General features: G+C 71.5%; 23 protein-coding genes and 1 riboswitch. Of the genes, 10 read left to right on the forward strand and 13 right to left on the reverse strand.

Annotation, left to right across the window (positions count from 1 at the left end):
* Positions 1–13 precede the first annotated feature (13 nt).
* Entirely contained in the window at positions 14–520 is a 507-nt protein-coding gene (locus tag JRG78_RS11475; protein ID WP_259606783.1) for a glycine cleavage system protein R, read from the forward strand.
* A gap of 100 nt (positions 521–620) precedes the next feature.
* Here the strand turns inward: JRG78_RS11475 and JRG78_RS11480 are convergent, their stop codons facing one another.
* On the reverse strand, positions 621–1634 hold the full coding sequence (locus tag JRG78_RS11480) for an aldo/keto reductase family protein (RefSeq protein ID WP_259606784.1): 1014 nt from the start codon (positions 1632–1634) through the stop codon (positions 621–623).
* Between the two features lie 9 nt (positions 1635–1643).
* Positions 1644–3113 (reverse strand): DUF4407 domain-containing protein, encoded by a 1470-nt coding sequence (locus tag JRG78_RS11485; RefSeq protein WP_259606785.1) that lies wholly within the window; start codon positions 3111–3113, stop codon positions 1644–1646.
* Positions 3114–3248: 135 nt separating this feature from the next.
* Here JRG78_RS11485 and JRG78_RS11490 point away from each other — a divergent pair, with 135 nt between their 5' ends.
* Positions 3249–3755 carry a SixA phosphatase family protein gene (locus JRG78_RS11490; RefSeq protein WP_259606786.1) on the forward strand — a complete coding sequence of 169 codons (507 nt, stop codon included), beginning with the start codon at positions 3249–3251 and terminating at the stop codon, positions 3753–3755.
* Positions 3756–3759: 4 nt separating this feature from the next.
* Here the strand turns inward: JRG78_RS11490 and rlmN are convergent, their stop codons facing one another.
* Entirely contained in the window at positions 3760–5055 is a 1296-nt protein-coding gene (gene rlmN / locus JRG78_RS11495) for a 23S rRNA (adenine(2503)-C(2))-methyltransferase RlmN (protein ID WP_259606787.1), read from the reverse strand.
* Positions 5056–5170: 115 nt separating this feature from the next.
* On the opposite strand from rlmN, the gene JRG78_RS11500 reads away from it, so the two are divergent.
* The 4 genes from JRG78_RS11500 to JRG78_RS12635 are packed head-to-tail and all read left to right on the forward strand — an operon-like array spanning position 5171 to position 6934.
* The gene (locus JRG78_RS11500; protein ID WP_259606788.1) at positions 5171–5809 is read left to right on the forward strand and encodes a bifunctional 4-hydroxy-2-oxoglutarate aldolase/2-dehydro-3-deoxy-phosphogluconate aldolase; all 639 of its coding nucleotides are present in this window, start codon (positions 5171–5173) and stop codon (positions 5807–5809) included.
* Positions 5810–5822: 13 nt separating this feature from the next.
* Positions 5823–6401 (forward strand): ankyrin repeat domain-containing protein, encoded by a 579-nt coding sequence (locus tag JRG78_RS11505; RefSeq protein WP_272653408.1) that lies wholly within the window; start codon positions 5823–5825, stop codon positions 6399–6401.
* 42 nt (positions 6402–6443) lie between these two features.
* Positions 6444–6659, forward strand: coding sequence for a hypothetical protein (locus JRG78_RS12630; protein WP_336297689.1), 216 nt, complete (start codon positions 6444–6446; stop codon positions 6657–6659).
* Positions 6632–6934 (forward strand): TSUP family transporter, encoded by a 303-nt coding sequence (locus JRG78_RS12635; protein ID WP_336297690.1) that lies wholly within the window; start codon positions 6632–6634, stop codon positions 6932–6934. The genes JRG78_RS12630 and JRG78_RS12635 overlap by 28 nt, the downstream gene beginning before the upstream one ends.
* Before the next feature lie 34 nt (positions 6935–6968).
* Here the strand turns inward: JRG78_RS12635 and JRG78_RS11515 are convergent, their stop codons facing one another.
* Positions 6969–7799, reverse strand: a complete 831-nt coding sequence (locus JRG78_RS11515) for an SDR family oxidoreductase (protein WP_259606790.1) — start codon at positions 7797–7799, stop codon at positions 6969–6971.
* Positions 7800–7900: 101 nt separating this feature from the next.
* Positions 7901–8662: an SDR family NAD(P)-dependent oxidoreductase gene (locus JRG78_RS11520; RefSeq protein WP_259606791.1), complete on the reverse strand. Its 762-nt coding sequence runs from the start codon at positions 8660–8662 to the stop codon at positions 7901–7903.
* Positions 8663–8770: 108 nt separating this feature from the next.
* On the opposite strand from JRG78_RS11520, the gene JRG78_RS11525 reads away from it, so the two are divergent.
* Positions 8771–9148 (forward strand): DUF488 domain-containing protein, encoded by a 378-nt coding sequence (locus tag JRG78_RS11525; RefSeq protein WP_259606792.1) that lies wholly within the window; start codon positions 8771–8773, stop codon positions 9146–9148.
* 37 nt (positions 9149–9185) lie between these two features.
* On the opposite strand, the gene JRG78_RS11530 is transcribed toward JRG78_RS11525, so the two are convergent.
* The 4 genes from JRG78_RS11530 to JRG78_RS11545 all read right to left on the reverse strand — a co-directional run bounded on the left by JRG78_RS11530 (position 9186) and on the right by JRG78_RS11545 (position 13557).
* Positions 9186–10505 carry an HNH endonuclease signature motif containing protein gene (locus JRG78_RS11530; RefSeq protein WP_259606793.1) on the reverse strand — a complete coding sequence of 440 codons (1320 nt, stop codon included), beginning with the start codon at positions 10503–10505 and terminating at the stop codon, positions 9186–9188.
* Between the two features lie 75 nt (positions 10506–10580).
* Entirely contained in the window at positions 10581–11387 is an 807-nt protein-coding gene (locus JRG78_RS11535) for an energy-coupling factor transporter transmembrane component T family protein (protein ID WP_259606794.1), read from the reverse strand.
* Entirely contained in the window at positions 11384–12922 is a 1539-nt protein-coding gene (locus JRG78_RS11540) for an ABC transporter ATP-binding protein (protein WP_259606795.1), read from the reverse strand. Before JRG78_RS11540 ends, JRG78_RS11535 begins: the two co-directional genes overlap by 4 nt.
* 2 nt (positions 12923–12924) lie before the next feature.
* Positions 12925–13557, reverse strand: a complete 633-nt coding sequence (locus tag JRG78_RS11545; RefSeq protein WP_259606796.1) for an ECF transporter S component — start codon at positions 13555–13557, stop codon at positions 12925–12927.
* Positions 13550–13659, reverse strand: a riboswitch (TPP riboswitch). (Overlaps the previous gene by 8 nt.)
* A 32-nt stretch (positions 13660–13691) precedes the next feature.
* Here JRG78_RS11545 and JRG78_RS11550 point away from each other — a divergent pair.
* Positions 13692–15182 (forward strand): D-alanyl-D-alanine carboxypeptidase, encoded by a 1491-nt coding sequence (locus JRG78_RS11550; protein ID WP_259606797.1) that lies wholly within the window; start codon positions 13692–13694, stop codon positions 15180–15182.
* 10 nt (positions 15183–15192) lie between these two features.
* Here the strand turns inward: JRG78_RS11550 and JRG78_RS11555 are convergent, their stop codons facing one another.
* Both JRG78_RS11555 and JRG78_RS11560 read right to left on the reverse strand, forming a co-directional pair.
* Positions 15193–17280 carry an ABC transporter ATP-binding protein gene (locus tag JRG78_RS11555; protein WP_259606798.1) on the reverse strand — a complete coding sequence of 696 codons (2088 nt, stop codon included), beginning with the start codon at positions 17278–17280 and terminating at the stop codon, positions 15193–15195.
* Positions 17277–19004 carry an ABC transporter ATP-binding protein gene (locus tag JRG78_RS11560; protein ID WP_272653409.1) on the reverse strand — a complete coding sequence of 576 codons (1728 nt, stop codon included), beginning with the start codon at positions 19002–19004 and terminating at the stop codon, positions 17277–17279. Before JRG78_RS11560 ends, JRG78_RS11555 begins: the two co-directional genes overlap by 4 nt.
* A gap of 205 nt (positions 19005–19209) precedes the next feature.
* Here JRG78_RS11560 and JRG78_RS11565 point away from each other — a divergent pair, with 205 nt between their 5' ends.
* Positions 19210–20439, forward strand: coding sequence for a glycosyltransferase family 4 protein (locus JRG78_RS11565; RefSeq protein ID WP_259606800.1), 1230 nt, complete (start codon positions 19210–19212; stop codon positions 20437–20439).
* Positions 20440–20637: 198 nt separating this feature from the next.
* Here JRG78_RS11565 and JRG78_RS11570 read toward each other — a convergent pair whose 3' ends face one another.
* Complete coding sequence (locus JRG78_RS11570; RefSeq protein WP_259606801.1) at positions 20638–21708, reverse strand: enoyl-CoA hydratase/isomerase family protein; 1071 nt, start codon at positions 21706–21708, stop codon at positions 20638–20640.
* Between the two features lie 102 nt (positions 21709–21810).
* On the opposite strand from JRG78_RS11570, the gene JRG78_RS11575 reads away from it, so the two are divergent.
* Positions 21811–24072 carry an ATP-binding cassette domain-containing protein gene (locus tag JRG78_RS11575; RefSeq protein ID WP_272653410.1) on the forward strand — a complete coding sequence of 754 codons (2262 nt, stop codon included), beginning with the start codon at positions 21811–21813 and terminating at the stop codon, positions 24070–24072.
* Between the two features lie 28 nt (positions 24073–24100).
* On the opposite strand, the gene JRG78_RS11580 is transcribed toward JRG78_RS11575, so the two are convergent.
* Complete coding sequence (locus JRG78_RS11580) at positions 24101–24550, reverse strand: hypothetical protein (RefSeq protein ID WP_259606803.1); 450 nt, start codon at positions 24548–24550, stop codon at positions 24101–24103.
* Between the last annotated feature and the right edge of the window lie 77 nt (positions 24551–24627).

Raw genomic sequence — 24627 nt, forward strand, 5'->3', positions numbered from 1 at the left:
GTACGCTGAACGCATGACCACGCTCATCCTCACCGTCGCGGGAGCGGATCGCCCCGGACTCGTCTCCGCCGTCGCCGATGTCGTCGAAGCGCACGGCGGCAACTGGGAGAACAGCCAGCTGTCCGAGCTCGCCGGGGTGTTCGCCGGTGTCATCGAGGTCTCGGTGGCCGAGGACCGGGCAGCGGAGCTGCAGACCGCGCTGCGCGAGCTGCAGGGGCTGCTCACGATCGACGTCCGCACCGGGTCGGAGGAGCACCCCGAGGCATCCGATCGCATCACCCTCTCGGTGCTCGGCCAGGACCGGCCCGGCATCGTGCGCGAGGTGTCGAGCGTGCTCAGCGATCACGCGCTCAGCATCGAGAGCATGACGACGGAGACGAGGGATGCCGCGATGGCCGGCGGTCGGCTGTTCGAGTCGACCGTCACCGCGACCGCGCCGGCATCCGCCGACCTCGACGCGCTGCGCGCGGACCTGGAGCGCATCGCGCACGAGATCCAGGTCGACATCACCCTGGACTGATCGCCCCCCGCTGTCCTCTCCTGGGTTTGGGGCGGATCTCGACGTTCGGGGCGGCATACGACCGCCCCGAACGTGAAAATCCGCCCCAAACCGGGGCGTATCAGACCAGGCGCTCGCGCGGGGACACCGAGTAGGTGTCCTCAGGATCTGCGTTCACGACCCCCTCGAGGGCGTGGTCGATGGCCGACATCACGCCGGCGTCCAACGTCACTCCCGACGCCTTCACCGTGTCGGCCAGCTGCTCGGGGCGCGACGCTCCGACCAGGGCGGACGCGACGTTCGGGTTCTGCAGCACCCACGCGATCGCGAGCTGCGGCATGCTCAGCCCGGCCTCGGCGGCGATCGGCTTCAGCCGCTGCACGGCCTCGAGGATGTCGTCGCGCAGCAGGCGCTTGATGAACTGGCCTCCCGAGTGCGTGTCGGTGGCCCGCGACCCCTCCGGCAGCGGCTGCCCGGGCAGGTACTTGCCGCTGAGCACGCCCTGCGCCATCGGCGACCAGACGATCTGCGAGATGCCGAGCGCCTCGGATGCCGGGATCACCTTCCCCTCGATGACGCGGTGCAGCATCGAATACTGCGGCTGATTGGAGATCAGCTGCACGCCGAGCTCCCTCGCCAGCGCATGCCCCTCGCGCAGCTGCTCGGCGGTCCACTCCGAGACCCCGATGTACAGCGCCTTGCCCTGCCGCACCACGTCCGCGAACGCCTGCATGGTCTCCTCGAGCGGCGTCTCGTAGTCGTACCGGTGCGCCTGGTACAGGTCGACGTAGTCGGTGCCGAGCCGGCGCAGTGAGCCGTTGATCGACTCCATGATGTGCTTGCGGCTCAGCCCGGTGTCGTTCGGTCCCTTCGGCCCGACCGGGAAGTACACCTTGGTGAAGATCTCCAGGCTCTCCCGGCGCTGTCCCTCGAGCGCCTTCCCGAGCACCACCTCGGCGCGCGTGTTCGCGTATGTGTCGGCGGTGTCGAAGGTGGTGATGCCGGCGTCCAGGGCGGCGTGCACCGTCCGGATGGCGGTGTCGTCCTCGACCTGCGAGCCGTGCGTCACCCAGTTGCCGTAGGTGATCTCCGAGATCTTGAATCCGCTGTTTCCGAGATGCCGATACGCGGCCATGGCTCCACGCTACGGGGTTTCGCCGTTCGTCACGATGGCGGCGCGGTCGCGGAAGCCCTCTGCGGTGACCCGGTCGAGCTCGACCTGTTTGCGGATCGCGAGGGTGCGCTCGTACAGACTGGGCTCGCCGTAGCTGGTGAGCACCTTCACGAGCACGGGCAGCAGCTCGATCAGGAAGAACAGCGCGGCGATCAGCCAGTGCGCCCAGAAGATGGTCGGCTCCTTCTCGCCGAGGCGGTTGAGCCCGGTGATCTGGCTGAGCAGGCCGACGGCGCCGGCGTTGCCCTGCGCCACGGCATCCGCCCGCTCGTTGTACGCGGCGAGCGCGCGCTCGTAGGTCTCCCGGGCCGCGGGCAGCTGGTCGCGCGCCTGCTGACGGTTCGCCGACTCCGAGCTGCTGGTCTCGGTACGCGCGGCCTCCTCCGCCGCGGCCAGCTCCTCGTTGGCCGTGCGCAGCTGCGCCGCGAGCGCGTCGTAGGTCTGCTGCGCCTGGGCGAGCTGCGCCTCGGCGGCATCCGCGCTCGATCCCTCGCCGTTCACGCCGGTGCAGCCGGGCACCGTGCCGGCACCCTCACCGGTGAGCTCGCACTGGTACAGCGCGCGGGCCTGGTCGATGACCGCCTGCTGCTCGGCCATCTTCGCGGTGAGGTCGTCGACGGTGGCCTGCGCGGCGGACGTGGTCGCCGAGCCCGACTCGGTGCCGGCGACGATGCCCGTCGCGGCCTGGTTCTCGAGGGCGGCGACGCGTTCGGATGCCGCATCGAGGGCCTTCTTCTCGGGGCCGTTCTCGAGGGCGTCCTGATCGGCCTGCGCCTGCACGATATTGGTGGACGCCACCTCGCGGGCGATGTCGTTGTGGAACACTTGCAGTACGAGCGGCTCCGCGACGAGGAAGCCGATCAGCGCGGCCATCGCGACGCGCGGCAGGGCCAGTCCGAGCAGCTTCCAGATGTTCCGGGTGGAGGTCATCGTGGAGGTGAGGAACCGGTCCAGGTTGAAGATGATCGCGGCCCAGATCAGCGCGAGCGGCACGGCGAACCACGCCGCGATCTGCACGCCGGTGGTGAGCGCGAACAGCATCGAGATCGCGGAGATCAGCGCGGTGCCGAGCAGCACGAAGAACATCTGCACGAAGCGCGGCGTCTCGCCGGGGACGCGGTCGAGGATCGGGCCTTCCGCGCCGCCGAGGATGGCGAGCGTGCGCAGGCGCTCGGCCGCCGTCCGGGGCCGCCGGCGCTCGCGCCCGGGACGGGGTGCGCGCCGGGGCGGCTGCGGGCGGGCGGATGCGTCGACGGGCTCAGCGTCCGCGGTGTCGGCATCCGCGGTGTCGGCATCCGAAGAGCGGGGGAACGCTTCGACGGGCTCAGCGTCCGATGACCCGCCGGAGGGCTCGAAGCGGCGCAGGAACTCCAGATCCTCGTCGGTGACCGAGCCTTCGGGACCGTCGACGTCGAACGAGATCCGGCCCTGGGAATCCATCCGACCGGGTCGATGCGCGGAATAGGACATCCTTCGAGGGTAGGAAACCGCGCCTGAGCGACTCCCGGACGAACCCTGCGTGCACTCCCAGCTTCCGAGCTTCCCAGCGCTCGCGGCGAGTGCAAGGCTGGAGGCATGAAGACCCTGCTGCTCGCGCGCCACGCGAAGTCCGACTGGGGGATGCCGGGCTTCGCCGATCACGATCGCCCGCTCAACGCCCGCGGCCGCCGCGACGCGCCGGCGATGGCGCAGCGGCTCGTCGCCGAGGGCGTGGCGCTCGACCGGATCGTCTCCAGCAGCGCGGTGCGGGCGCGGAGCACGGCCGACGAGTACGCGGCCGCGTTCGGCATCCCGATCCTCGAGGAGCCGCTGCTGTACGGGGCATCCGCCCGCTCGATCCTGGCGATCGCGGCGACGCAGCCCGAGGACAGCGTCGTCGCCATGCTCGTCGGGCACAACCCCGGGATGAGCGACGCCGTCGGCGAGCTCACCGGCGAGGACACGCAGCTGCCCACCTGCGCGGTCGCGGAGTGCGCGGTCGACGTCGGCTCCTGGTCCGAGCTCATCGAGGGCTCCGGCCGCCTGCTGCGGGTGCGGACCCCGGCCGACGACGTGCCGACCGCGCCCGACGGCGTGGGCTGAGCGTTCAGCCCAGGGCGGCGGCCGCCGCCTCGTCCTCCGTGGTCGCCACGAGCTGGCCGCACGCCCCATCGATCTCCTTGCCGCGGGTGTCGCGGAGGGTGGTGGGGATGCCGGCGTCGTTGAGACGGCGTACGAACTCGTCCTGCACGTCCTTCTCGGATGCCGTCCAGATCGACCCCGGCGTCGGGTTCAGCGGGATCGGATTGACGTGCACCCAGCCGCGCCCGCGGGCGTTCAGCTTCTCGGCGAGCAGATCCGCGCGCCAGGCGTGGTCGTTCATGTCCTTGATGAGGGCGTACTCGATCGAGACCCGGCGGCCGGTCTTCTCGAAGTACTCGCGCGCGGCGTCCAGTGCCTCGTCGACCTTCCACCGCGAGTTCACCGGGATCAGCTCGTCGCGCAGCTCGTCGTCCGGGGCGTGCAGTGACAGGGCGAACGTGACCGGCACGTCCTCGTCGGCGAGCTTGCGGATCGCCGGGACGAGGCCGACCGTGGAGACCGTGATGCCGCGGGCGCTCATGCCGAGCCCCTCGGGCTGCGGCGCGATCATCACGCGCACGGCGTCCATCACCCGCTTGTAGTTCGCGAGCGGCTCCCCCATGCCCATGAACACGATGTTGGTGACCCGCTCGCCGTCGTGACCCACACGGCGCGGGTCGCCCAGCCCGCCGGCGCGGATCAGCGCGTTGGCGCGCACGATCTGCTCGACGATCTCGGCGGTGGACATGTTGCGGGTGAGACCGGCCTGGCCGGTCGCGCAGAACGGGCAGTTCATGCCGCATCCGGCCTGGCTGGAGACGCACAGCGTGATGCGCCCCGGGTACCGCATCAGCACGGACTCGACGAGGGCGCCGTCGTGCAGGCGCCAGAGGAACTTGATGGTGTCGCCGCGGTCGGTCTCCAGCCGGCGCACCTCGGTGAGCAGCGGCGGCAGCATCCCGGCGACGAGGTCGTCGCGCTGCGCGGCGGGGAGGTCGGTCATCGCCGCGGCATCCGAGGTGTAGTGCGTGAAGTAGTGGGTGGCGAGCTGCTTGGCGCGGAAGCCGGGCAGTCCGAGCTGCTTCACCTTCTCCACGCGCTCGGCCGGGGTGAGGTCGGCGAGGTGCACCGGGGGTTTGCCGCGCTTCGGGCTGGCGAACTGCAGCAGCGGGCGGCCTTCGGCATCCTTCTTCTGCGTCCAGCCCTCGGTCGCAGGGCGCACCTGCGGGGTGCCGGTGGTGCGGATGCTCCCCGCCGACGCCGCCGGGGACGCGGGCGCTGTCGCGGGGCGCGTCGTGCGCGTGCGGGGGGTCTCGGTCATCCCTCCAGGGTACGCGGTGGCGGATGGGAAGCTCCTGGGCCGAAGGCCACACCATGCTTGTAATGACAGGCCGGGACCGGGAGAATGGGCACCGACCCGTCGATGAAGGAGCCCGATGTCCGATCGCCTCGCTCCCGCCCGTCAGGCCGGTGTCCTCGCCGTGCTGCGCGCACCGTCCCCCGAGCTCGCCCTGGACGCCGCCGAGGCGATCATCCGCGGCGGGGTGACCGGGATCGAGGTCACGTACTCGACCCCGGATGCCCCCGCGGTGATCCGCGAGCTCATCGCCCGTCACGGCGACGCCGCGTACGTCGGCGCCGGCACCGTGACCACGCCGGCGCAGGCCGAGGACGCCGCGGAAGCCGGTGCCGCGTTCCTCGTCAGCCCCGGCACCCTTCCGGAGCTGACCCGCGCGATGCTCGACACCGGGCGCGTGGTGATGACAGGTGCGCTCACGCCGACCGAGGTGATGTCGGCGCTCGCGCTCGACGTGGACGTGGTGAAGGTGTTCCCCGCCTCGCTCGGCGGACCGTCCTATCTCGCGGCGCTGCGCGGGCCGTTCCCGGATGCCCCGCTGATGCCCACCGGGGGCGTGAACCCCGACAACCTCGCGCAGTGGTTCGCCGCCGGCGCGCTCGCCGTCGGCGCCGGCGGGGACCTCGCGAACTCGGCCTCCATCGCCGCCGGCGACTGGGCCGACCTCGAGCGCCGTGCGGCCCGGTTCGCCACGGCGCTGGACGCCGTGCGGGCCTGACGCGACCAGAGGCATGCGCAGACTTCTGGCCGCGATCGCCCTCGCCCTCGCCCTCACCGGCTGCGCCCCTGCATCCGCCCCCGACCCGACGGAGACCGCCATGTCCGACGCCACCCGCGACCTGCTCGCCGCCGCCGCATCCGGAGACGCTGCTGCCGTCCGCGCCGTGCTCATCGAGGCGGGCGCGGATGTCGACGCGAAGGACGACATCCAGGACTCGGCGTACCTGTACGCCGGGGCGCGCGGACACGACGAGATCCTGCGGATGACGCTGGAGCACGGGGCCGATCTGCGCAGCACGAACCGCTACGGCGGCACCGCGCTCATCCCGGCATCCGAGCGCGGGCTGCTGAGCACCGTGGAGATCCTGCTCGAGGCGGGCGTCGACCCGAACCACGTCAACAACCTCGGCTGGACCGCGCTGCACGAGGCGATCGTGCTGGGCGACGGGTCGGAGAAGTACGTGCGCGTGGTGCGGGCCCTCATCGACGGCGGCGCGGACGTCACCATCCCGGACGGCGACGGGGTGCTGCCGCGCGACCTGGCGGCACAGCGCAGCTACGACGCCATCGTGGCGGAGATCGACCGGTGACCGGACGGGTGACCGGACGTTGATCGAACTCGCGCCGTGGGCGTGGCTGCTGCGGGCCTGCTCGCGGGATTCGCGTTCCTCGCCGTCGGCGACGACCAGCTGGTGCGGCGCATGATCGGCGCGATCCTGCTGGCGATGGTCGCCGTCACACTGTGGCGCAGGCGGCGCACGACCCCCGCCTCGGGCCCGCTTGCCGTCGGCGGCTACGGGGCGTCGCCGGCTTCACCACCATGGTCGCCAACGCCGGCGGCCCGGTGATGTCGATGTACTTCCTCGCCACGCGCACGCCGATGCAGGTGTTCCTCGGGACCGCGGCCTGGTTCTTCGCGATCGTGAACCTCGCGAAGGTGCCGTTCCTCGCCGGGCTCGGGCTGTTCACCCCTCAGGTGCTGCTGACCGACCTGCTGCTCGCGCCGCTGGTCGTCGCGGGCGGGCTGACCGGTCTCCGCCTCGCGAAGCGGATGCCGCAGCGGCTGTTCGACCGGATCGTGATCGTGCTCACCGTGCTGGGCGCCGTGACGCTGCTCTTCTGAGGCGGGGCTGCGCGGGCGGCCGCCGGCCGGTGCCTCAGTCCAGGAACACGTCCGGGAACAGCGCCTCATCCGGCGTCCCGGGCACCGCGGCGTACTTCGAGAAGTCGGTGACGCCCTCGGCTTCGAGCACGTCCTCGACGATGAGTTCCCGCCCGGTGAACTCGCGCGCCGGCTTGGTGAGCACGGCGTACGCGGCATCCGCGTAGATCTCCGGCGTGCGGCTCGCGGCCATCACGCGGTCGCCGCCGAGGATGTTCTGCACCGCGGCGGTGGCGATCGTGGTGCGCGGCCACAGCGTGTTCGCGGCGATCCCGGCATCCGCGAACTCCGCCGCGATGCCGAGCGTGACCATCGTCATGCCGAATTTGGCCAGGCTGTAGCCGGTGTGCGCGCCGAGCCATCGCGGGGTCGGGTTCAGCGGCGGCGAGAGGGAGAGGATGTGCGGGTTCGCCGCCTCCTTGAGCACGGGGATCGCGGCGCGGGAGAGCATGAACGTGCCGCGCACGTTGACGTCCTGCATCAGGTCGTACCTCTTGGCGGGCAGGTCGAGGGATCCGGACAGGTCGATCACGCTGGCGTTGTTGATCACGATGTCGATGCCGCCGAACTCGCCCTGCGTCTTGAGGACGGCCTCGGTGATGTCGTCGTCGTTGCGCACGTCGCCGACGATCGGCAGCGCCTGTCCGCCGGCCTCGCGGATGCGCTCCGCGGCGGTGTGCACGGTGCCCTCCAGCTTCGGATGCGGGGTGTCGGTCTTCGCCAGCATCGCGATGTTCGCGCCGTCCGCGGCGGCGCGCAGCGCGATCGCCAGCCCGATGCCGCGGCTGCCGCCGGACATCAGGATCGTCTTGCCTGCCAGTGACATCGTCTGTTCTCCTCTTGGGATGCTCGTGACTCGTTTCGAATCGCCTGATTGGCCGTGCTCGGGGCCGGATGACAGTCATTCACGCGATTCGAAATGCGTGGTCATTTGGGGGCCATGCGGATGGCGCCGTCGAGGCGGATGGTCTCGCCGTTGAGGTAGCCGTTCGCGACGATGTGCTCGACGAGCGCGGCGTACTCGTCCGGCCGGCCGAGCCTCGCCGGATACGGCACCTGCTGGCCGAGCGACTCCTGCGCGGCCTCGGGGAGGCCGGCGAGCATGGGTGTCTCCATGATGCCGGGGGCGATGGTGCACACCCGGATCGCGTGGCGCGCCAGCTCGCGGGCGATCGGCAGGGTCATCGCGTGCACGCCGCCCTTCGATGCCGCATACGCCGGCTGCCCGATCTGCCCGTCGAAGGCGGCGACGCTGGCGGTGTTCACGATGACGCCGCGGTCGCCGCTCGCGGTGGGCTCGTTCCGCGCGATGACGGCGGATGCCTGAGCGACGACGTTGAAGGTGCCGATCAGGTTGATCCGGATGATCCGTTCGAAGCCGGCCAGGTCGGCCGGGTTGCCGTCCCGGTCGAGCACCTTCGCCGGCGGGGCGATGCCGGCGCAGTTCACGACGACGCGCAGGGGTGCGGCGGCCTGCGCCGCCTCGACCGCGGCGCGGATCTGGTCGACGTCGGTGACATCGGACGGGGCGAAGTGCCCGCCCAGCTCGGCCGCGACCTCCTCGCCCGCGGAGCCGGGCAGGTCGACGATCGTGACGTGAGCGCCGGATGCCGCGAGGCGGCGCGCCGTGGCGAGGCCCAGACCGCTGGCCCCGCCGGTGACCAGCGCGCCCTGTCCCTGGATCTGCATCGTGTTCTCCTTCGAACGTGACCGACGAACGAATGCGACTGAGTCTCAGCATATGTGGTTCTGAGTCCGAGCCTTGGCCGGATGCCCCAGGAGGTGTTCACTGAGGGCATGGACCTGCGTCGAAAGCGAGCCTACGACACGGCCGACCCGTCGGACGGGTTCCGCGTGCTGGTGGATCGGCTGTGGCCGCGCGGCATCTCCAAGGAGCGCGCCGCCATCGATCTGTGGGCGAAGGACACCGCGCCGAGCCCGGAGCTGCGCCGCGACTGGCGCGCCGCTGCGGATGCCGAATGGGAGACCTACGCAGACCGGTATCGGCAGCAACTGGCGCACGAGAGCGCCGGCGCGCTGGACGACCTCGCCACGGAGCTGCGCGGGCATCCGGTCGTCACCCTCGTCTACGCCGCGCACGACCCCGAGCGCACCCATGCGGCCGTCCTGGAGGAGGCGCTGCGTCCACTGTTGAACACCGACGTGGAGGGGTGAGCGCGCGCCTCGGACGGGTTCGCGACGGTACCGGGCGTCAGAACGGGGCGTCGGGGACGGTGATGGCCCAGTCCACGGCGGTGGTCAATCGGGCTCGCGGGGGCCGGGTTTCGTGTCCGGTGGGGGTGGTGACTTGGACGGTGCGGTCGGGTCGGGATCGGTAGGTCGCTTTGGTTCGGTGCCGGTGGGTGTGATCTCGGGGACAGAGGGGGCGCAGATCGGTGATGTTGGTGCGTCCGCCGGTGGCCCAGGGGTGTTCGTGGTCGATGTCGGCTTCGGCGGCGAGGCGTTCGCAGCCGTCGCGGGCGCAGGTGCCGTGCTGGAGGATGAGGAAGTCGCGTTGGGCTTTGGTGGGCCGGTAGGTGCGGCGGTCCATATCGAGCACGACCCCGGCGACGGGGTCGGTGATCACGCGGTGGAAGGCCTTCGCGTCCAGGAAGAGCTGCTTCGCGGTGAGTGGGTCGATCGTGTCGCCGCCGACGATCCGGGCGCTCTCGGCCGGCACCGGCTGCCCGGCCAGCAGCTGCGCGGGGATGGTGACGTAGATGCAGGTCTTCACCGCTGTGGGCGTACCCTCGCCCTTCAGCCAGGCCGCGAACAGGTCCGCGCGGATCTGATCGCGGGTGCGGCCGTCCCGCTCGGACTTCTGGGTGTGTTTGGCGGTGGCGGTGAGTCGACGGTAGGCGGCGCGGGCGTCGACGGTGGACAGGTATGCACCGATCCAGCTCATCCCGTTCTCGTCATCCGTGATGAACACGTGCCGCTTGGTCATCGCCTGCGCGTGTCGGCGGGAGGTGTCCGGGCCGACCAGCCGTTCCACCAGGGTCTTCACCTGTCGGCGGAAGGCCGCCGGAGCGCAGGTCGTCGCCCACTCCGCCGCGGCCCTGTCCACGGCCTCGAAAGCCGCCGCCTCTGCCTCCAGTTCGCCCGCCGACGCCCCGTCCCCGGCGCGCATCCGGGCGGTCAGGGACACGACCTGCGTGACCTGCGCCATCGACGCGAACCCCTCGCGCGCCATATGCCAGAGCAAAGGCAGGCGGAGCATGGCGGTCTCGGCCACCCAGAGCACATGCCGGATCTGATCCTCGGACTGCCGCAACCGCAGACCGATATCCAGGATCACCGACCGCTCCGCATACCGCGCCGCGTCCGGGTCACCGTGCGGCACGTAAACCTCCGGATGCGCACGCGCCATCCGCACGGCCTCGACAATCCGCTCCGCGCGCCGCGACGCCTTACGGTTCGCCTCGTTGTCCGTGCAGGTCAGGTCATCCAGCAAGAACGCGACCACCTCCGCCGCTGTCCGCGGCACCGACGGCTCCTCGGGTTCGTCTTCGAACCACTCCTCCTCGTCCATATACCCATGATAGAACATGTGTTCTAGTTGCACAAGAGCCAGATTCGAATCTTTGGACGAAGTCCTGCAGCAGGTTCAGCTCCAGATGAAGCGGAACGTCCCCGCGGCCACCGCCGACGCGAGGGACAGCGCCATGATCAGCACCCCTCCGGCGAGCGCGACGGCATCCGTCCGCGACAGCCGCGAGGGACGCGCCCACGTGCGCCGGACGTCGGCGCCGAAGCCGCGCGCCTCCATCGCCATCGCCAGCTTGGTGCCGCGTCGCACCGCGAACACCAGCAGCACGAACGCCATCGAGAAGAACCGCCGCAGCGCTCCGCGATCCCCGACGCCGCGGGCGCGACGGGCCAGACCCATGCTGCGCCAGTCGTCGACGAACAGGCCCAGCATCCGGGTGCCGGCGAGGACGCCGAGCACGAAGCGGCTGGGCAGCCGGGCGACCTGCGCGAGGGCATCCGCGAGCTCGGTCGGGTCGGTGCGTCCGAACAGCAGGATCGTCGGCAGGCCGAGCGCGACGACGCGGATGCCGACGGCGATCGCAAGCTGGATCGACCCCTCGCTGACGGTCGCGTACCCGAAGCTCCAGAACACCCGCCCCTCAGGCTCGGCGTACAGCAGCATGCTGACACCGGCCACCGGCGCGACCAGCGCGATCGGCGCGAGGCGCCGCAGCACGGTGCCGTAGCCGAGGCCGGTCAGCGGCACGAGCATCAGCTGCAGCAGGATCGCGACCAACCCGCTGACGACGTCGATCGACGCGAACAGCGGCACCGAGAGCAGCAGCGCGAGCACCACCTTGGTCACCGGGTTGACGCCCGCGAGCCATCCCGGCGAGACCGGATCGGCGGTGACCGGACGCGCGTAGGCGGGGGCGTGCGTCATGCCGCCTCCTCTCCCGCTCCAGGCCGGGCGCCTCGCCGGGCCCCAGGCCGGGCGCCGCGCCGGCCGTCGGGGCCTGCGTCGCCTCGGGTCTGCGCGAGGTCGAGGCGGATGCGGTGCCCGCCGAGGTGACGGATCACATCCTGGTCGTGCGTGACCGCGACGATCGACCGCCCGCGCGCGATCTCCTCCTGCAGCAGCGCGACCAGCTCCAGCCAGCCACGGCGGTCCTGGCCGAAGGTCGGCTCATCAAGCACCATCACCTCGGGTGCGGCGGCGAGCACGGTCGCCACCGACAGCCGCCGCTTCTGTCCGCCGGACAGGGTGAACGGATTCGCCTCGGCGAGGCGGTCGAGGTGCAGCCGCTCCAGCAGCGCCTCGACCACGGCATCCGTGCGTGCGTCGTCCCAGCCGAGGGCGCGAGGGCCCACGGCGAGTTCCTCGCGCACGGTCTGGGTGAGGAACTGGTGCTCGGGGTCCTGGAACACCGTGCCGATCCTGGTCAGCAGCTCGCGCGACTGCCAGCGCCACGGGCGCAGCCCGGCGCGTCCGCGCAGGCGCTCCGCGGCGGTCACCATGCCGGCCAGCTCCGGCAGGAGCCCGGCCAGGGTGAGCGCCAGGGTCGACTTGCCGGCGCCGTTCGGCCCCGTGATCACCGTCGCCGCGCCGTCCGCGACGCGCGGGTGAAGGTCCGCGTGCACCGCGGTGCGCCCGTTGCGGGAGATCGCCAGGCCCGCCGCGGAAAGGACGGCGGGAGCCGGGTCGACCGGCGGCAGTGTCGGCAGGACGAGCGGATGCCGGGGCACCCACACGCCGGCATCCGCGAGCGTGTCGCCGTGGCCGGCGAACACCTCCGCCGGCGGGCCGTCGGCGAGGAGCCCGCCGTCCGCGGCGAGCACGATGACCCGGGTCATCAGGTCGGCCCACACCTCGGTGCGGTGCTCGACGACCACGAGCGTCGCGCCGGTCTCGGCGACGACCCGCTCGACGCTCGCACGGATCTCGCGTACGCCGTCGGGGTCGAGGTTGGCGGTCGGCTCGTCCAGCAGCAGCAGACCGGGGCGCATGGCCAGCGCGCCGGCGAGCGCCAGGCGCTGCTTCTGCCCGCCCGACAGCGCCTTGGTCGGATGCCGCAGCGGCATTTCGAGCCCGACCGCGTCGAGCGCCTCGTGCACGCGGGAGGGGATGTCGGATGCCGGAACGCCGAGGTTCTCGCATCCGAACGCCACATCGTCCCCGACGCGGGACAGCACGATGCCCGCATCCGGATCCTGCAGGACGAGGCCGACCCGGCCCCGGCACCGCTCGGGCGCCACGCCGTCGATGTGCAGCAGTCCGGTGCGCTCCCCCTCGTCGGCGTCGCCGAGCAGGCCGGCCATCCCGGCGAGGAGCGTGGACTTGCCCGCTCCGGACGCGCCGAGGAGCAGCACCCGCTCGCCGGGTTCGATCGTGACCGTGACGTCGCGGACCGCGGGCAGCCGGCGCCCGGCGTACCGCCACCCCCAGCCGTCGGCGACGACCCGTGCGGGGCCCGGCATGGTCAGACCTCGCGGCGCAGTTCGCGTCCGGCGGCGAAGCGGCCGAGAGCGCCGGTGCCGGCGAGAGCGCGGACGAGCAGCCAGCCGACGACGCCGGCGAGGACGGCGCCGGAGACGACGAGGGTGCCCAGGTAGATGGCGTTGAACTCCGCGGTCTTCAGGATGTTCGGGGAGCTGCCGTAGAACAGCTCGAACACCCAGGCCGCCACGGCGGCGCCCACGCCCGCGAGCATCGCGACCGGCAGGCCGAAGCGGCGGTAGAGGAACGCGGCGAAGACCAGCTCCGCGCCGAGCCCCTGGACGAGGCCGGAGAGCACGGTGGAGACGCCCCACACGTTGCCGATCAGCATGGAGACGATCGCCGCGACGAGCTCGACCAGCAGTGCGGCGCCGGGCTTGCGGATCACCAGCCCGCCGACGACCCCGCCGAGCAGCCAGATGCCCACGGCGATGCCGCCGAGGCCGGGGGTCAGGCCGTCGGCGGCCGTGAACCAGGCGTAGCCGATCGTGTTCCACACCCAGAACACCAGGCCGATCGCGACGCCGAGCACGCTGGCCACGACGATGTCGACGACGCGCCAGGTGTACGTGCGCGGCGTGGTCGCGGACGCGGATGCGGACGGGGATGCGTTCATCAGATCTCCTCCCTGCGCTGGCATGATCCAGATCAGGTTCGACGGTCGAAGCGCGGTTCGCTTCCTCTCAGCCCGGCTCGCCGGACTCCCGTGGTTGTGACCCCGATCATAACCGGATTCGGTAGCGTATGCAGGTGACCGCCGACGACCGCCCTCCGCGACCTGCGCTGCGCCGCGATCTGCGCGCGCGTGCGGCGGAGACGCCGACGTCGGCCCCCGAGCCCTCTCCCGCTGCGGCATCCGCTCGCTCCGAGCCGACCCCGGTGGCGTGGGCGGATGCCGAGCGCCCGCCGACCGCACTGACCTGGCTCGACCCGAGTGCGGTGGCCGAGACGTCTCCGACGCCGGTGTTCGACGCGGGGGCATCTGCGGGCGCAGGCGCGGACCTGCTCAGTGGTGCCCGGCTGCGGCCGGACTGGCTGCGGCCCCGCGTGCTGGTCCCGCTCGGCGTGATGCTGGGGGTGTGTGCAGCCTACGCCGGCACGACCCTGCTCTGGCCGTTGCACGAGGTGGCGCCGGTCGTGTCGCCGGTGGCGCTCGAACTGCCGCCGGCACCGCCGGCCGTCGTGACCTGGCCCGAAGCCGGCAGCGCCGCGGTGGCGGTCGAGGGGCTGGACACCGTCGCCTCCACGGCGGAGCCAGCCGAGATCGCGAGCATCACGAAGGTCGCCTCCGTGATGATGGTGCTCGATCGCCTGCCGCTCGCCCCGGGTGAGCAGGGTCCGGAGTTCTCCTTCGACTACGGCGACTCCGTCGAGTACTGGGACTACCGCCGGTCCGATCAGTCGGCCCTGGACGTGCCGGTGGACGGCACGCTCACCGAGTACCAGATGCTGCAGGGCATCCTGCTGGGCTCCGCGAACAACTACATCGACCGGCTGTCGGACGAGCTGTGGGGGTCGGACCGCGACTTCGCCCGCGCGGCCGAGACCTGGCTGCGAGCGCACGGCATCGACGGCGTCTCGCTGGTCACCCCGTCCGGATTCGACGAGCGCAACGTGGCGACGCCGGAGGGCCTGATCGAACTCGCCGAGGTGGCGATGCGCCACCCGGTGTTCGCCGAGATCGTCGGCACCAGGACCGCCGAGATCCCCGGCGCCGGCACCGTGACGAACGGCAACGGCATGCTCGAGGACCCGGCCGTCGTCGGCATCAAGACTGGCACGCTCACCTGGTGGAACCTGCTCACCGCGAAAGACGTCGAGGTCGACGGCACCACGGTGCGGCTGTACGCCGCCGTGCTCGGGCAGCCCGACGACGAGTCCCGGCTCGCGGTCACCCGGCAGCTGCTCGCCGAGGTCGAGAAGAGCCTCGCCGAGCAGGAGGCGACGGTGCCTGCCGGCACCGTGGTCGGGCGGGTCTCGACCGCGTGGGGCGAGGCCGTCGAGATCGTGACGGATGCCGACGCCGAGGTCGTGCTCTGGAACGGTGCGACGCCGACCGCCGCCACGGCCTTCGAGCTCGGTGACCGGACAGCCGACGGCGCCGAGGTCGGCCGTCTCACCGTGGAAGGGCCGCTGAACGAGGCGTCGACGAGCGTGTCGCTGGATGCGGAGCTCGAGGGCCCCAGCATCTGGTGGCGGCTGACGCACCCCCTCGAGCTGTTCGGTCTCGACCAGGGCTGACCCGGCGAGGTCAGGCGCGCTCGGAGTCGAGCTCGGCCTCCTCCGCGTCGCCGGTGACGACGACCGGGTCGGAACCGGTCAACGCCTCCTCGGCGTCCAGATCGGTCGCGGCCTGCTCGAACTGCGACTGGTACAGGCGCCAGTAGGCGCCCTGCCGGGCGATCAGCTCGTCGTGGGTGCCCTTCTCGACGATGTCGCCGTGCTCCATCACCAGGATGAGGTCGGCGTCGCGGATCGTGGACAGGCGGTGCGCGATGACGAACGAGGTGCGGCCCTGTCGCAGCGCCGCCATGGCGTGCTGCAGCAGCAGCTCGGTGCGCGTGTCGACGGCGCTGGTCGCCTCGTCCAGGATGAGGATCGACGGGCGGGCGAGGAACGCGCGGGCGATGGTGATGAGCTGACGCTCACCCGCCGACACGTTCGACGCGTCCTCGTCCAGCACGGTGTCGTACCCGTCCGGCAGCGAGTGCACGAACCGGTCGACGTAGGTCGCCTTGGCCGCGGCCATCAGCTCCTCGTCGGTCGCGCTCTCCTTGCCGTAGCGGATGTTGTCGCGGATCGTCCCGGCGAACAGCCACGGGTCCTGCAGCACCATGCCGGTGCGCGAGCGCAGATCGTCGCGGCTCATCTCGGAGATGTCCTGTCCGTCCAGCAGGATGCGGCCGGAGTCCAGTTCGTAGAACCGCATGATGAGGTTCACCAGCGTGGTCTTGCCCGCGCCCGTCGGCCCGACGATCGCGACGGTCTGCCCCGGCTCCACCCGGAACGACAGGTCCCGGATCAGCGGGCGGTCGGGCGAGTACGAGAACGCCACGTTCTGGAACTCGATGACGCCCTCGCCGTCGGCCACGGTGGGCGCGTCCTCGGCATCCGGCTCCTGCTCCTCCTGGTCGAGCAGCTCGAACACGCGCTCCGCCGAGGCGGTGCCCGACTGCACGACCGCGGCCATGCCGCCCAGCTCGCTGAGCGGCTGGGTGAACTGCTGCGAGTACTGGATGAACGCCTGCACATCGCCGAGCCGCAGGTTGCCGCCGGCGACCATGAGGCCGCCGAGCACCGCGATGCCGACGTAGGTCAGGCTGCCGACGAACATCATCGCCGGCATGATGATGCCGGACAGGAACTGCGCCTTGAAGCTGGCCTGGAACAGCTCCTCGTTCTCCACCTGGAACCTCTCCAGCGCGTCCTTCTCGCGACCGAACACCTTCACCAGGGCGTGACCGGAGAACGCCTCCTCCACGCGGGCGTTGAGGCGTCCGACCTTGCGCCACTGGGTGCCGAAGGCCTTCTGCGACCGCGGGCCGATGATGCCGAAGATCACGCCCATCAGCGGCAGTGCCACCAGGGCGACCAGCGCCAGCTGCCAGGAGATCGAGAACATCATCACCAGCACGCCGATCACGGTGAGCGCCGAGGTCAGCGCTCCCGACAGCGACTGCTGCATCGTCTGCGTGATGTTGTCGATGTCGTTCGTGACCCGCGAGATCAGCTCGCCCCGCTGCACCTTGTCGAAGTAGGACAGCGGCAGGCGGTTGATCTTCGCCTCGACCTGCTCACGCAGGCGCCACATGGTGCGCACCATGATGACGTTGATCACGTAGCCCTGGATCCAGCTCAGCAGCGCCGAGACGACGTAGATCGCCAGCACGGCGACGATGATCCACCGCAGCCGCTCGAAGTCGACACCGGTGCCGACCGAGAAGTTCTGCATCGCCGCGACCATGTTGGCGAAGTCGTCCTGACCCGCCTGGCGCAGCGCGGCGACCACGTCCTCCTGGCTCATCCCCTGCGGGAAGCCGGGGAAGTCGCCGAAGCCGGTGCCGAGGACGTGCGAGACGAACCCCTCGTAGACGATGTTCGTCGCCTCGCCGAGCACCTTGGGCGCGGCGACCGCGAGCACGACGCCGATGGCGCCGAGGATCGACACCAGCACGAACCAGACGGCCGAGGGCTTGAGCAGCCCGATCATCCGGGCGAAGCTCTTGCCGAAGTTGTCGGCCTTGCCCGGTGCGACGCTGTCCCAGCCGCCGCCGTCCAGGCGCGCCTTCTCGGCGAGCTCCGCCTCGTACTGCTCCTGCGGAGTCAGTTCGGTGTTCATGCGTCCACCCCCAGCTGCGATTCGACGATCTCGCGGTAGGTCGTGCTCGACGCGAGCAGTTCGTCGTGGGTTCCGGAGCCGACCATGGTGCCGTCCTCCAGGACGACGATGCGATCGGCATCCGTGATCGTCGACACGCGCTGCGCCACGACGATCTTGGTGACCTCGGGCAGCTCACGCCAGAGGGCCTGGCGCAGCCGGGCATCCGTCGTGAGGTCGAGAGCCGAGAAGGAGTCGTCGAAGACGAGGATCTGCGGCCGGTGCACGATCGCACGCGCGATCGCGAGCCGCTGACGCTGCCCGCCGGAGACGTTCGTGCCGCCCTGCGCGATCCGCGAGTTCAGGCCGTCCGGCATCGCCTCGACGAAGTCGCGGGCCTGCGCGATCTCGAGCGCCTTCCACAGCTCCTCGTCGGTGGCCTCCTCGCGGCCGTAGCGGAGGTTGGATGCCACGGTGCCGGTGAACAGGAAGGGGCGCTGCGGCACGAGGCCGATGCTCCGCCACAGGGCGTCGACGTCGGCCCGGCGCACGTCCACGCCGCCGACCGCCACCGAACCGCCGGTGACGTCGAACAGGCGCGGGATGAGCGACACCAGCGTGGTCTTGCCCGAGCCGGTCGAGCCGATGATCGCCACGGTCTCGCCCGGTTCGGCGCGGAAGGTGATGCCCGACAGCACCGGCGCCTCGGCACCCGGGTAGGTGAACTCGACGTCGGTGAAGGCGACGCTCCCCGGCGCGGGGAACTCCTCCACGCCGTCGACCGGGCGCACCATGCTCGACTCGGAGTCGAGGACCTCGCCCACGCGCTCCGCGGACACCGCCGCGCGCGGGATCATCATGGCCATGAAGCTGGACATGATGACGCCCATCATGATCTGGCCGATGTACTGAATGAAGGCGAACAGGGTGCCGACCTCGACGCTGCCGGCGTCGACCTCGATGCCGCCGAACCAGATCACCGCGACGACCGTGACGTTCAGGATCAGCATGAACAGCGGGAACAGCAGCACGAACAACGAGCCGACGTTGCGCCCGACGATCATGATGTCGGTGTTCGCCCCGCGGAACCGCTCCTCCTCGATGCGCTCGCGCACGAAGGCGCGGACGACCCGCACGCCGGTGAGCTGCTCGCGCATGATGCGGTTGACCGCGTCGAGCTTGCCCTGGTAGCTGCGGAAGAGCGGCACCATGCGGCCGATGATGATGCCGGCGACGATGAGCAGCGCGGGCACCGAGACGGCGATCAGCCAGCTCAGGCCGACGTTCGTCTGCACCGCCATGATGATGCCGCCGATCGCGAGGAGCGGGGCCGTGACGAACATCGTCGCGCCCATCATCGCGAGCATCTGCACCTGCTGCACGTCGTTCGTGTTGCGGGTGATCAGCGAGCCGGCGCCGAACTGCGACACCTCTCGCTCGGAGAATCCGCTGACGCGCTGGAACACGTCCGCGCGGATGTCACGGCCGGCGGCCATCGCCGCCCGGGCCGCGAAGAAGGTCGCGATCACCGAGGCGATGATCTGGCCGAGCGAGATGGCGAGCATCAGCAGGCCGTGCGACCAGATGTAGCCGGTGTCGGCGCGCGCCACGCCGTTGTCGATGATGTCGGCGTTCAGCCGGGGCAGGTACAGCGAGGCCATCGCGCTGGCGAACTGGAACACCAGGACGCCGAGCAGCAGCCATCGGTATTTCGAGAGATATCGGACGAGGAGTTTTCCCAGCACAGGCGGACTTCCTTTTGGGATGGAATCAGGGCCGACGGTGGGCCATCAGACAGCGTGCCACGAACCTCCGACATCCGTATCCCCCTGAAGGATGACCTTCGCTGACAACGAAACCTTCCCCGGTCAGCGCCCATTTTCTGGACTGGATCGAACAACTCGCCGCGTCCCCGCATAGACTCGCAGGAGGTCACGGCGAGGGGAACGGATGCACGAGGACGAAGCGGCCGCGGCGGCCGTGATGCTGGTCTGCGACTACTCGCTGAAGTACCTCGGCGGGGCGCAGACCGCCTTCATCCGGCAGGCCCAGGCGCTGGCCGGCGAGGGGCATCCGGTGGTGGTCGTGGCGCCGGATGCCGACGCGATCGTCTCCGACGAGGCCGCGCAGGAGCCGGCGACCCCCGCCCCGCATCCGGAGTCGAGGATCGTCACGGTGTCGCCGCCGCGTCGCGGGACGATCCCCGTGCTCGACCTGCCGCTGCTGGGCCGCGCGCGCGACGTCGAGCCGCTGCTGGCGGCAACCGCCCGGCGGCACCGCGTCACCGTGATCGTCGTGCATTCGGAGTTCGCCCTCGCCGCCGCCGCGATCGCGGTGGGTCGGAGGCTGGGCATCCCGGTGCTGCACACGGTGCACACCTTCTTCTGGCGCGCCCCCGGATTCCTCGCCCCCTTCGCTCCGCTCGTCACCCGCGTGCACCGGGCGCTCACCGGGATCGGCGAGGGCGGACGCTTCACCGGCAGTCATCCGCTGAACAACGCCCTGCGCACGATGACGCTGCGGGTGGCGGAGCGCGCGGATGTCGTGCTGTCGCCGTCTCGCCACCAGGCCGAGGCGCTGCGCGCGGCCGGGGCGGGCCGGGTCGAGGCGTTCTCGAACGTCTCGCAGCCGCTGCGCTCCGTCGGCCCCGCGCCGGGCGAGGGCCCGCTGCGCCTGCTGTGGGTGGCCCGGTTCGCACCGGAGAAGCGCATCGACGTGGCGCTGGACGCGATGCGACTCCTGCACGACGAGCTCGGCCCCGGGCGCGTGCACCTCGACGTCGCCGGGGGCACGCGCCGCCCGGCGCCCGGGGTCACCTTCCACGGGCCGGTTCCGCCCGAGCGCGTGAGCGAGCTGATGACCGCTGCGGATGCCGCCCTGATCACCTCGCTCGGCTTCGACAATCAGCCGATGGTGGCGCTGGAGGCCTTCTCGCACGGCCGGCCCGTGATCGTCAGCGACCCCGTGCTCGCGACGGAGTTCGGCGACGCCGCGATCGGCACGCCGGGAACGGATGCCCGGGCTCTCGCCGACGAGATCCTGCTGCTCGAGGCCGACCGCTCACTGCTCGACGCGCCGCGCGCCGCCGCCCTCGCGTACGCGCGGGAGCGGCAGCCGGATGCCCACGTCGCGAGGCTTCTGGAGATCGCCGCGTCGGTCGCGGAGCGTCCCGGGAACTGAGCGCGGGGCATCCGCACCCCCACCGGCGGGAAGATCCCGCATCCCCGGCGCCCTCCTGCGGTGCGAGAACCTCCCGGCGGCGTGGCAGTCACCCGGCTCATGGGCCGCCGGGAGAATCCGGCATCCGCCACACCTCTCCGAGCTGCGCGAATCTCCCCGCGGCGATGCGAACCGGCCGACGCGAACGGGCCGCCGGGCTCAGCGCACGGCGGAGAACAGCGCCGGCTCGGGGACGTACTCGCGGGCCGGGGCCCCGGCGTCCGGGGCGAGCTCGGCGATGGACGCGGGCTGCCACTTCGGCTGCCGGTCCTTGTCGACCAGCTGCGCGCGGATGCCCTCGACGAGGTCCGGATGATGGTGGACGAACCAGATCACGCGCCGGTACTCGCCCTCCAGCGCCTCGCGCACCCCGCTCATCGCCCGCGCCTCGCGCACGGCGTCGAGGGTGACCGCGAGACCGGTGGGGGCGAGCTCGCGCAGTGTCGCCGCCGCGGCGGCGGCATCCGGCTCCTCCCGCGCGTCGAGGCGGTCGAGGATCTCTGCGACGCTGTCGGCGGCGAACGCGTCGTCCACCCAGCTGCGGGCGGCGATCAGCGATGAGGGCTCCGGCGTCTCGTCGAACAGCAGCACCAGCTCGTTCGGCGTGCCCGGGTCCGCACGGTGCGCGAGCGCGTCGCGCAGCGCGTCGAGGCGGTCCGAGGGGACGTAGTGGTCCGCGAAGCCGGCGTAGATGGCATCCGCGGCGTTCATCGACGTGCCGGTGAGCCCCAGGTACTCGCCGAGGCGGCCAGGGGCGCGGCCGAGCAGCCAGGTGCCGCCGACGTCGGGCGTGAATCCGATGCGCGTCTCCGGCATCGCCAGCCGCGAGCGCTCGGTGACGATGCGCACCGCGGCGTGGCCGGCAAGCCCGATGCCGCCGCCCATGGTGATCCCGTCGGCGAAGGCGACGACCGGCTTCGGGTACTCGGCGATCATCGCGTTCATCGCGTACTCGGCGCGGAAGAACGCCTCCGTGAGCTCTGTCCGCCCGCCGACGATCTGGTCGTAGAGGGCGCGCACGTCGCCCCCGGCGCACAGGCCCCGCTCGCCCTCGCCGTCGATCAGCACGCACTGGATGTCGCTGTCGTCGCGCCAGTCCTGGAGCGCGGTCGTGATCCGTTCGATCATCTCCGGGTCGAGGGCGTTGATCGCGCGTGGGCGGTTCAGCGTGATCCGGCCGAGCGAGTGCTCGGTGCGGACGAGGACGGTGGGTTCGGCGGAGTCGGTCACGTCCGCCAGGGTACTCCGGGGGCGTGCGACCGGCCGGAAATGGGCGAAACCGTGGGATTTCCGCAAAGATAGGAGGAACTGCCCAGATCAGAGAGGTCGCACATGCCCGAAGGACAGGTGCTCGAGTTCACCCGGGTCACGAAGCGCTTCGGCGCCGTGACGGCGGTGTCCGACTTCTCGGCCCGCGTCGAGCCCGGCGCGGTCACGGGCTTTCTCGGACCCAACGGGGCCGGCAAGACGACCTCGCTGCGGATGCTGCTCGGCCAGATCCGCCCCACCTCCGGCACCGTCACGATCGGCGGCGTTCCGTACGCCGAGCTGCGGCATCCGCTCCGCACCATCGGCGCGGTCCTCGAGGACACGATGTATCGTCCCCGCCGCACCGCCGCGCGCCAGCTGACGATCGCGGCGAAGGCCAACGGCATCCCGGCCTCGCGCGTCGACGAGGTGCTGCGCATGGTCGGCCTGCAGGACGACGCCGACACCCGCATCGGCGGGTTCTCCCTCGGCATGCGTCAGCGGCTCACCGTGGCGACGGCGCTGCTGGGCGATCCGGGCGCGCTGGTGCTCGACGAGCCCGCGAACGGGCTCGACCCCGAGGGGATCCGCTGGATGCGCCTCCTCATGCGCCGGCTCGCCGACGAGGGACGCACGGTGCTGGTCTCCTCGCACGTGCTCAGCGAGATCGAGCAGGTCGCCGACGACGTCGTGGTGCTCTCGAAGGGGCGTGCGGTGTACGCCGGCAGCATCGACGACCTCGTCGACCCGACCACCGGTTCGGTGATCGTCGACGCCGAGGATCGCCAGGGTCTCACCGCCGCGCTGCGGGCGGCCGGCTTGCAGTACGACGTGCTGCGCTCGGGTCTCACGGTGCGGGGTTCGGATGCCGCCGCCGTGGGCGCCGTCGCCGCTGCCGCGGGCATCGCCTTGACGACCCTGCAGCAGCGCGGGCCGAGCCTCGAGGAGGTCTTCCTCGACCTCGTCTACGGTCGCCGCACGGAGAGCCCGGCCCTGAACGAGGTCGCGAACCCGGTGGCGCACGCGCCGTACGAGGGTGCGGATGCCGCGGGCGCCGCAGCCGCGGCGACGTTCGACGCCGGCGCTGCTCCCGACGTCGACGAGACCGAGGCACGCGACGCGGATGCCGGCGCGGCAGTGGACGAGGCGTCGACCGCTGCGGTCTCCGGTGAGACCGCGCCCGGCGAGCACGAGGCACCGGCGGTCGCCGGAGAGCATGCGGAGGGTGACGCGGGCGAGCCCGCGGATGCCGAGGTCTCGTCCACCGGGGACTCGGAGGGCGAAGAAGGCGCCGCCGCCCCGGATGAGCAGACCGAAGCCGCTCCCGCGGACGCGACCGAGGCGGCGGCGACCGAGGACCAGCACACCGACGCCGAGCATCCCGACACCGAGCAGGCCGAGGCCGAGCAGGCCGAGGCCGAGCACGCCGACACCGAGCATCCCGACGCCGAGCACACCGACACCGAGCATCCCGACACCGAGCAGGCCGAGGCCGCATCCGACCACGGCGAAGCCTCCCCCGAGGCGACCGATGCGGAGGAGGCGGAAGGTTCCGCGGTCCACGAGTTCCAGGGCACGACGGACGCCGAAGGGGCCGAGGACGCGAACGACGACGGCTCCGACTTCCTGGCGGCTCTCAGCACCGTGCGCATCGAGCACGAGGACGATGCCCAGGGCGAGCGTGACGGCGACGAGCGCGGCGAGTCCGAACACGATGACCGGACCGGCGCGATCGAGCTCCCGCCGACGGGCCTGTGGGGCGACAGCCCGACCGAACCCGAGCCGAAGGAGAAGGACACCCCCGGCGTCCTGCCCCTGGCGACCATGTCGGTCTCGTTGCCGCCGCAGAGCGATCGGCAGAGCTTCACTGAGCTCATCACCGGCATCCCCTCGACGCTCGACGGCGACCGGTCCGCGGACGACACCCGCGACGGCGAGGAGCCGCCCGCCGAGACCTCGGGCATCGAGGTGCTCTCCTCCCTGCTCGGCGCGCACGACGAGGACGAGGACGAGGTCGTGGACGACCAGGATGACCCGCGCCTCACCGCGATGCGCACCTCGCTCTCCGACGCCGCCCGCCGCTTCTTCGAGGGCCCCGCCCCCGACTACCCCTATGGCGAGGCCCCGCGACCGGACGCTGCGGAAGCTCACGATGAGGCTCCGGCCGACGAGGCTCCGGCCGACGAGGCTCCGGCCGATGAGGCTCCGGCCGACGACGCGACGCGCGTGATCGACACCGTGGAGCCGACGGATGCCGGGGACGACACCCGCACCGACGAGGCCGGCGACCACCACTACGACGGCGACCACGCCGGCGACCACCACGACGGTGAGCACCACGGCTGATCGACGGATCCGCCGACCCCGGCGCCCCTCAGGCGGGCCGCGGACGGATCACCGGGCGCCGGCGCCCCGATGCCGTGGGCACCGGCCCGGTGGCGGCGATGTCCGCCACATCCGCCGGCTCGTCGCTGACCTCGAGCCGCAGCGCCTGCGTGAGGGCGAGGCCGTGTCGCGTGGTGAGGATGAGTCGCTGGTACTGCTCGTCGCCGACGAGGTCGATCACCACGCTCGGCTTGCGCCGGCGGATGAGCACGAAGTCGGTCGTCCCCGCGGCCTTCCAGGTGCCCGCCGCCAGAACCCCGGGGATGTGCGTGCCGGGGCCCGGCACACCGCGCAGCCACGTCCAGGCGTCGTCGGTGAGCTGCACCTTGGTGATGTGCTCGCGCGCGACGGTCAGGTTCCCGCGATGGAAAGTGGTCGCTCGCTCGATCGGCGACAGCACGATCTGGAGCTGCGTCTGATCCAGCAACAGCGTCACCATGGCATCCAGTCTGCCAGCGCTGTCCTGCGAGATGTCTGCGACTTGCTCACAGACCCGCAACGATCCCCTCCCCGGCT

The organism is Microbacterium sp. EF45047 (assembly GCF_028472845.1).
Classification (GTDB): domain Bacteria; phylum Actinomycetota; class Actinomycetes; order Actinomycetales; family Microbacteriaceae; genus Microbacterium; species Microbacterium neungamense.

What these genes read in the sequence shown, in the direction of transcription:
- JRG78_RS11475 (WP_259606783.1), top strand. Translation starts at nt 14, where the DNA reads ATGACCACGCTCATCCTCACCGTCGCGGGAGCGGATCGCCCCGGACTC.
- JRG78_RS11480 (WP_259606784.1), bottom strand. Translation starts at nt 1,634, where the DNA reads ATGGCCGCGTATCGGCATCTCGGAAACAGCGGATTCAAGATCTCGGAG.
- JRG78_RS11485 (WP_259606785.1), bottom strand. Translation starts at nt 3,113, where the DNA reads ATGGATTCCCAGGGCCGGATCTCGTTCGACGTCGACGGTCCCGAAGGC.
- JRG78_RS11490 (WP_259606786.1), top strand. Translation starts at nt 3,249, where the DNA reads ATGAAGACCCTGCTGCTCGCGCGCCACGCGAAGTCCGACTGGGGGATG.
- rlmN (WP_259606787.1), bottom strand. Translation starts at nt 5,055, where the DNA reads ATGACCGAGACCCCCCGCACGCGCACGACGCGCCCCGCGACAGCGCCC.
- JRG78_RS11500 (WP_259606788.1), top strand. Translation starts at nt 5,171, where the DNA reads ATGTCCGATCGCCTCGCTCCCGCCCGTCAGGCCGGTGTCCTCGCCGTG.
- JRG78_RS11505 (WP_272653408.1), top strand. Translation starts at nt 5,823, where the DNA reads ATGCGCAGACTTCTGGCCGCGATCGCCCTCGCCCTCGCCCTCACCGGC.
- JRG78_RS12635 (WP_336297690.1), top strand. Translation starts at nt 6,632, where the DNA reads ATGGTCGCCAACGCCGGCGGCCCGGTGATGTCGATGTACTTCCTCGCC.
- JRG78_RS11515 (WP_259606790.1), bottom strand. Translation starts at nt 7,799, where the DNA reads ATGTCACTGGCAGGCAAGACGATCCTGATGTCCGGCGGCAGCCGCGGC.
- JRG78_RS11520 (WP_259606791.1), bottom strand. Translation starts at nt 8,662, where the DNA reads ATGCAGATCCAGGGACAGGGCGCGCTGGTCACCGGCGGGGCCAGCGGT.
- JRG78_RS11525 (WP_259606792.1), top strand. Translation starts at nt 8,771, where the DNA reads ATGGACCTGCGTCGAAAGCGAGCCTACGACACGGCCGACCCGTCGGAC.
- JRG78_RS11530 (WP_259606793.1), bottom strand. Translation starts at nt 10,505, where the DNA reads ATGGACGAGGAGGAGTGGTTCGAAGACGAACCCGAGGAGCCGTCGGTG.
- JRG78_RS11535 (WP_259606794.1), bottom strand. Translation starts at nt 11,387, where the DNA reads ATGACGCACGCCCCCGCCTACGCGCGTCCGGTCACCGCCGATCCGGTC.
- JRG78_RS11540 (WP_259606795.1), bottom strand. Translation starts at nt 12,922, where the DNA reads ATGCCGGGCCCCGCACGGGTCGTCGCCGACGGCTGGGGGTGGCGGTAC.
- JRG78_RS11545 (WP_259606796.1), bottom strand. Translation starts at nt 13,557, where the DNA reads ATGAACGCATCCCCGTCCGCATCCGCGTCCGCGACCACGCCGCGCACG.
- JRG78_RS11555 (WP_259606798.1), bottom strand. Translation starts at nt 17,280, where the DNA reads ATGAACACCGAACTGACTCCGCAGGAGCAGTACGAGGCGGAGCTCGCC.
- JRG78_RS11565 (WP_259606800.1), top strand. Translation starts at nt 19,210, where the DNA reads ATGCACGAGGACGAAGCGGCCGCGGCGGCCGTGATGCTGGTCTGCGAC.
- JRG78_RS11575 (WP_272653410.1), top strand. Translation starts at nt 21,811, where the DNA reads ATGCCCGAAGGACAGGTGCTCGAGTTCACCCGGGTCACGAAGCGCTTC.
- JRG78_RS11580 (WP_259606803.1), bottom strand. Translation starts at nt 24,550, where the DNA reads ATGGTGACGCTGTTGCTGGATCAGACGCAGCTCCAGATCGTGCTGTCG.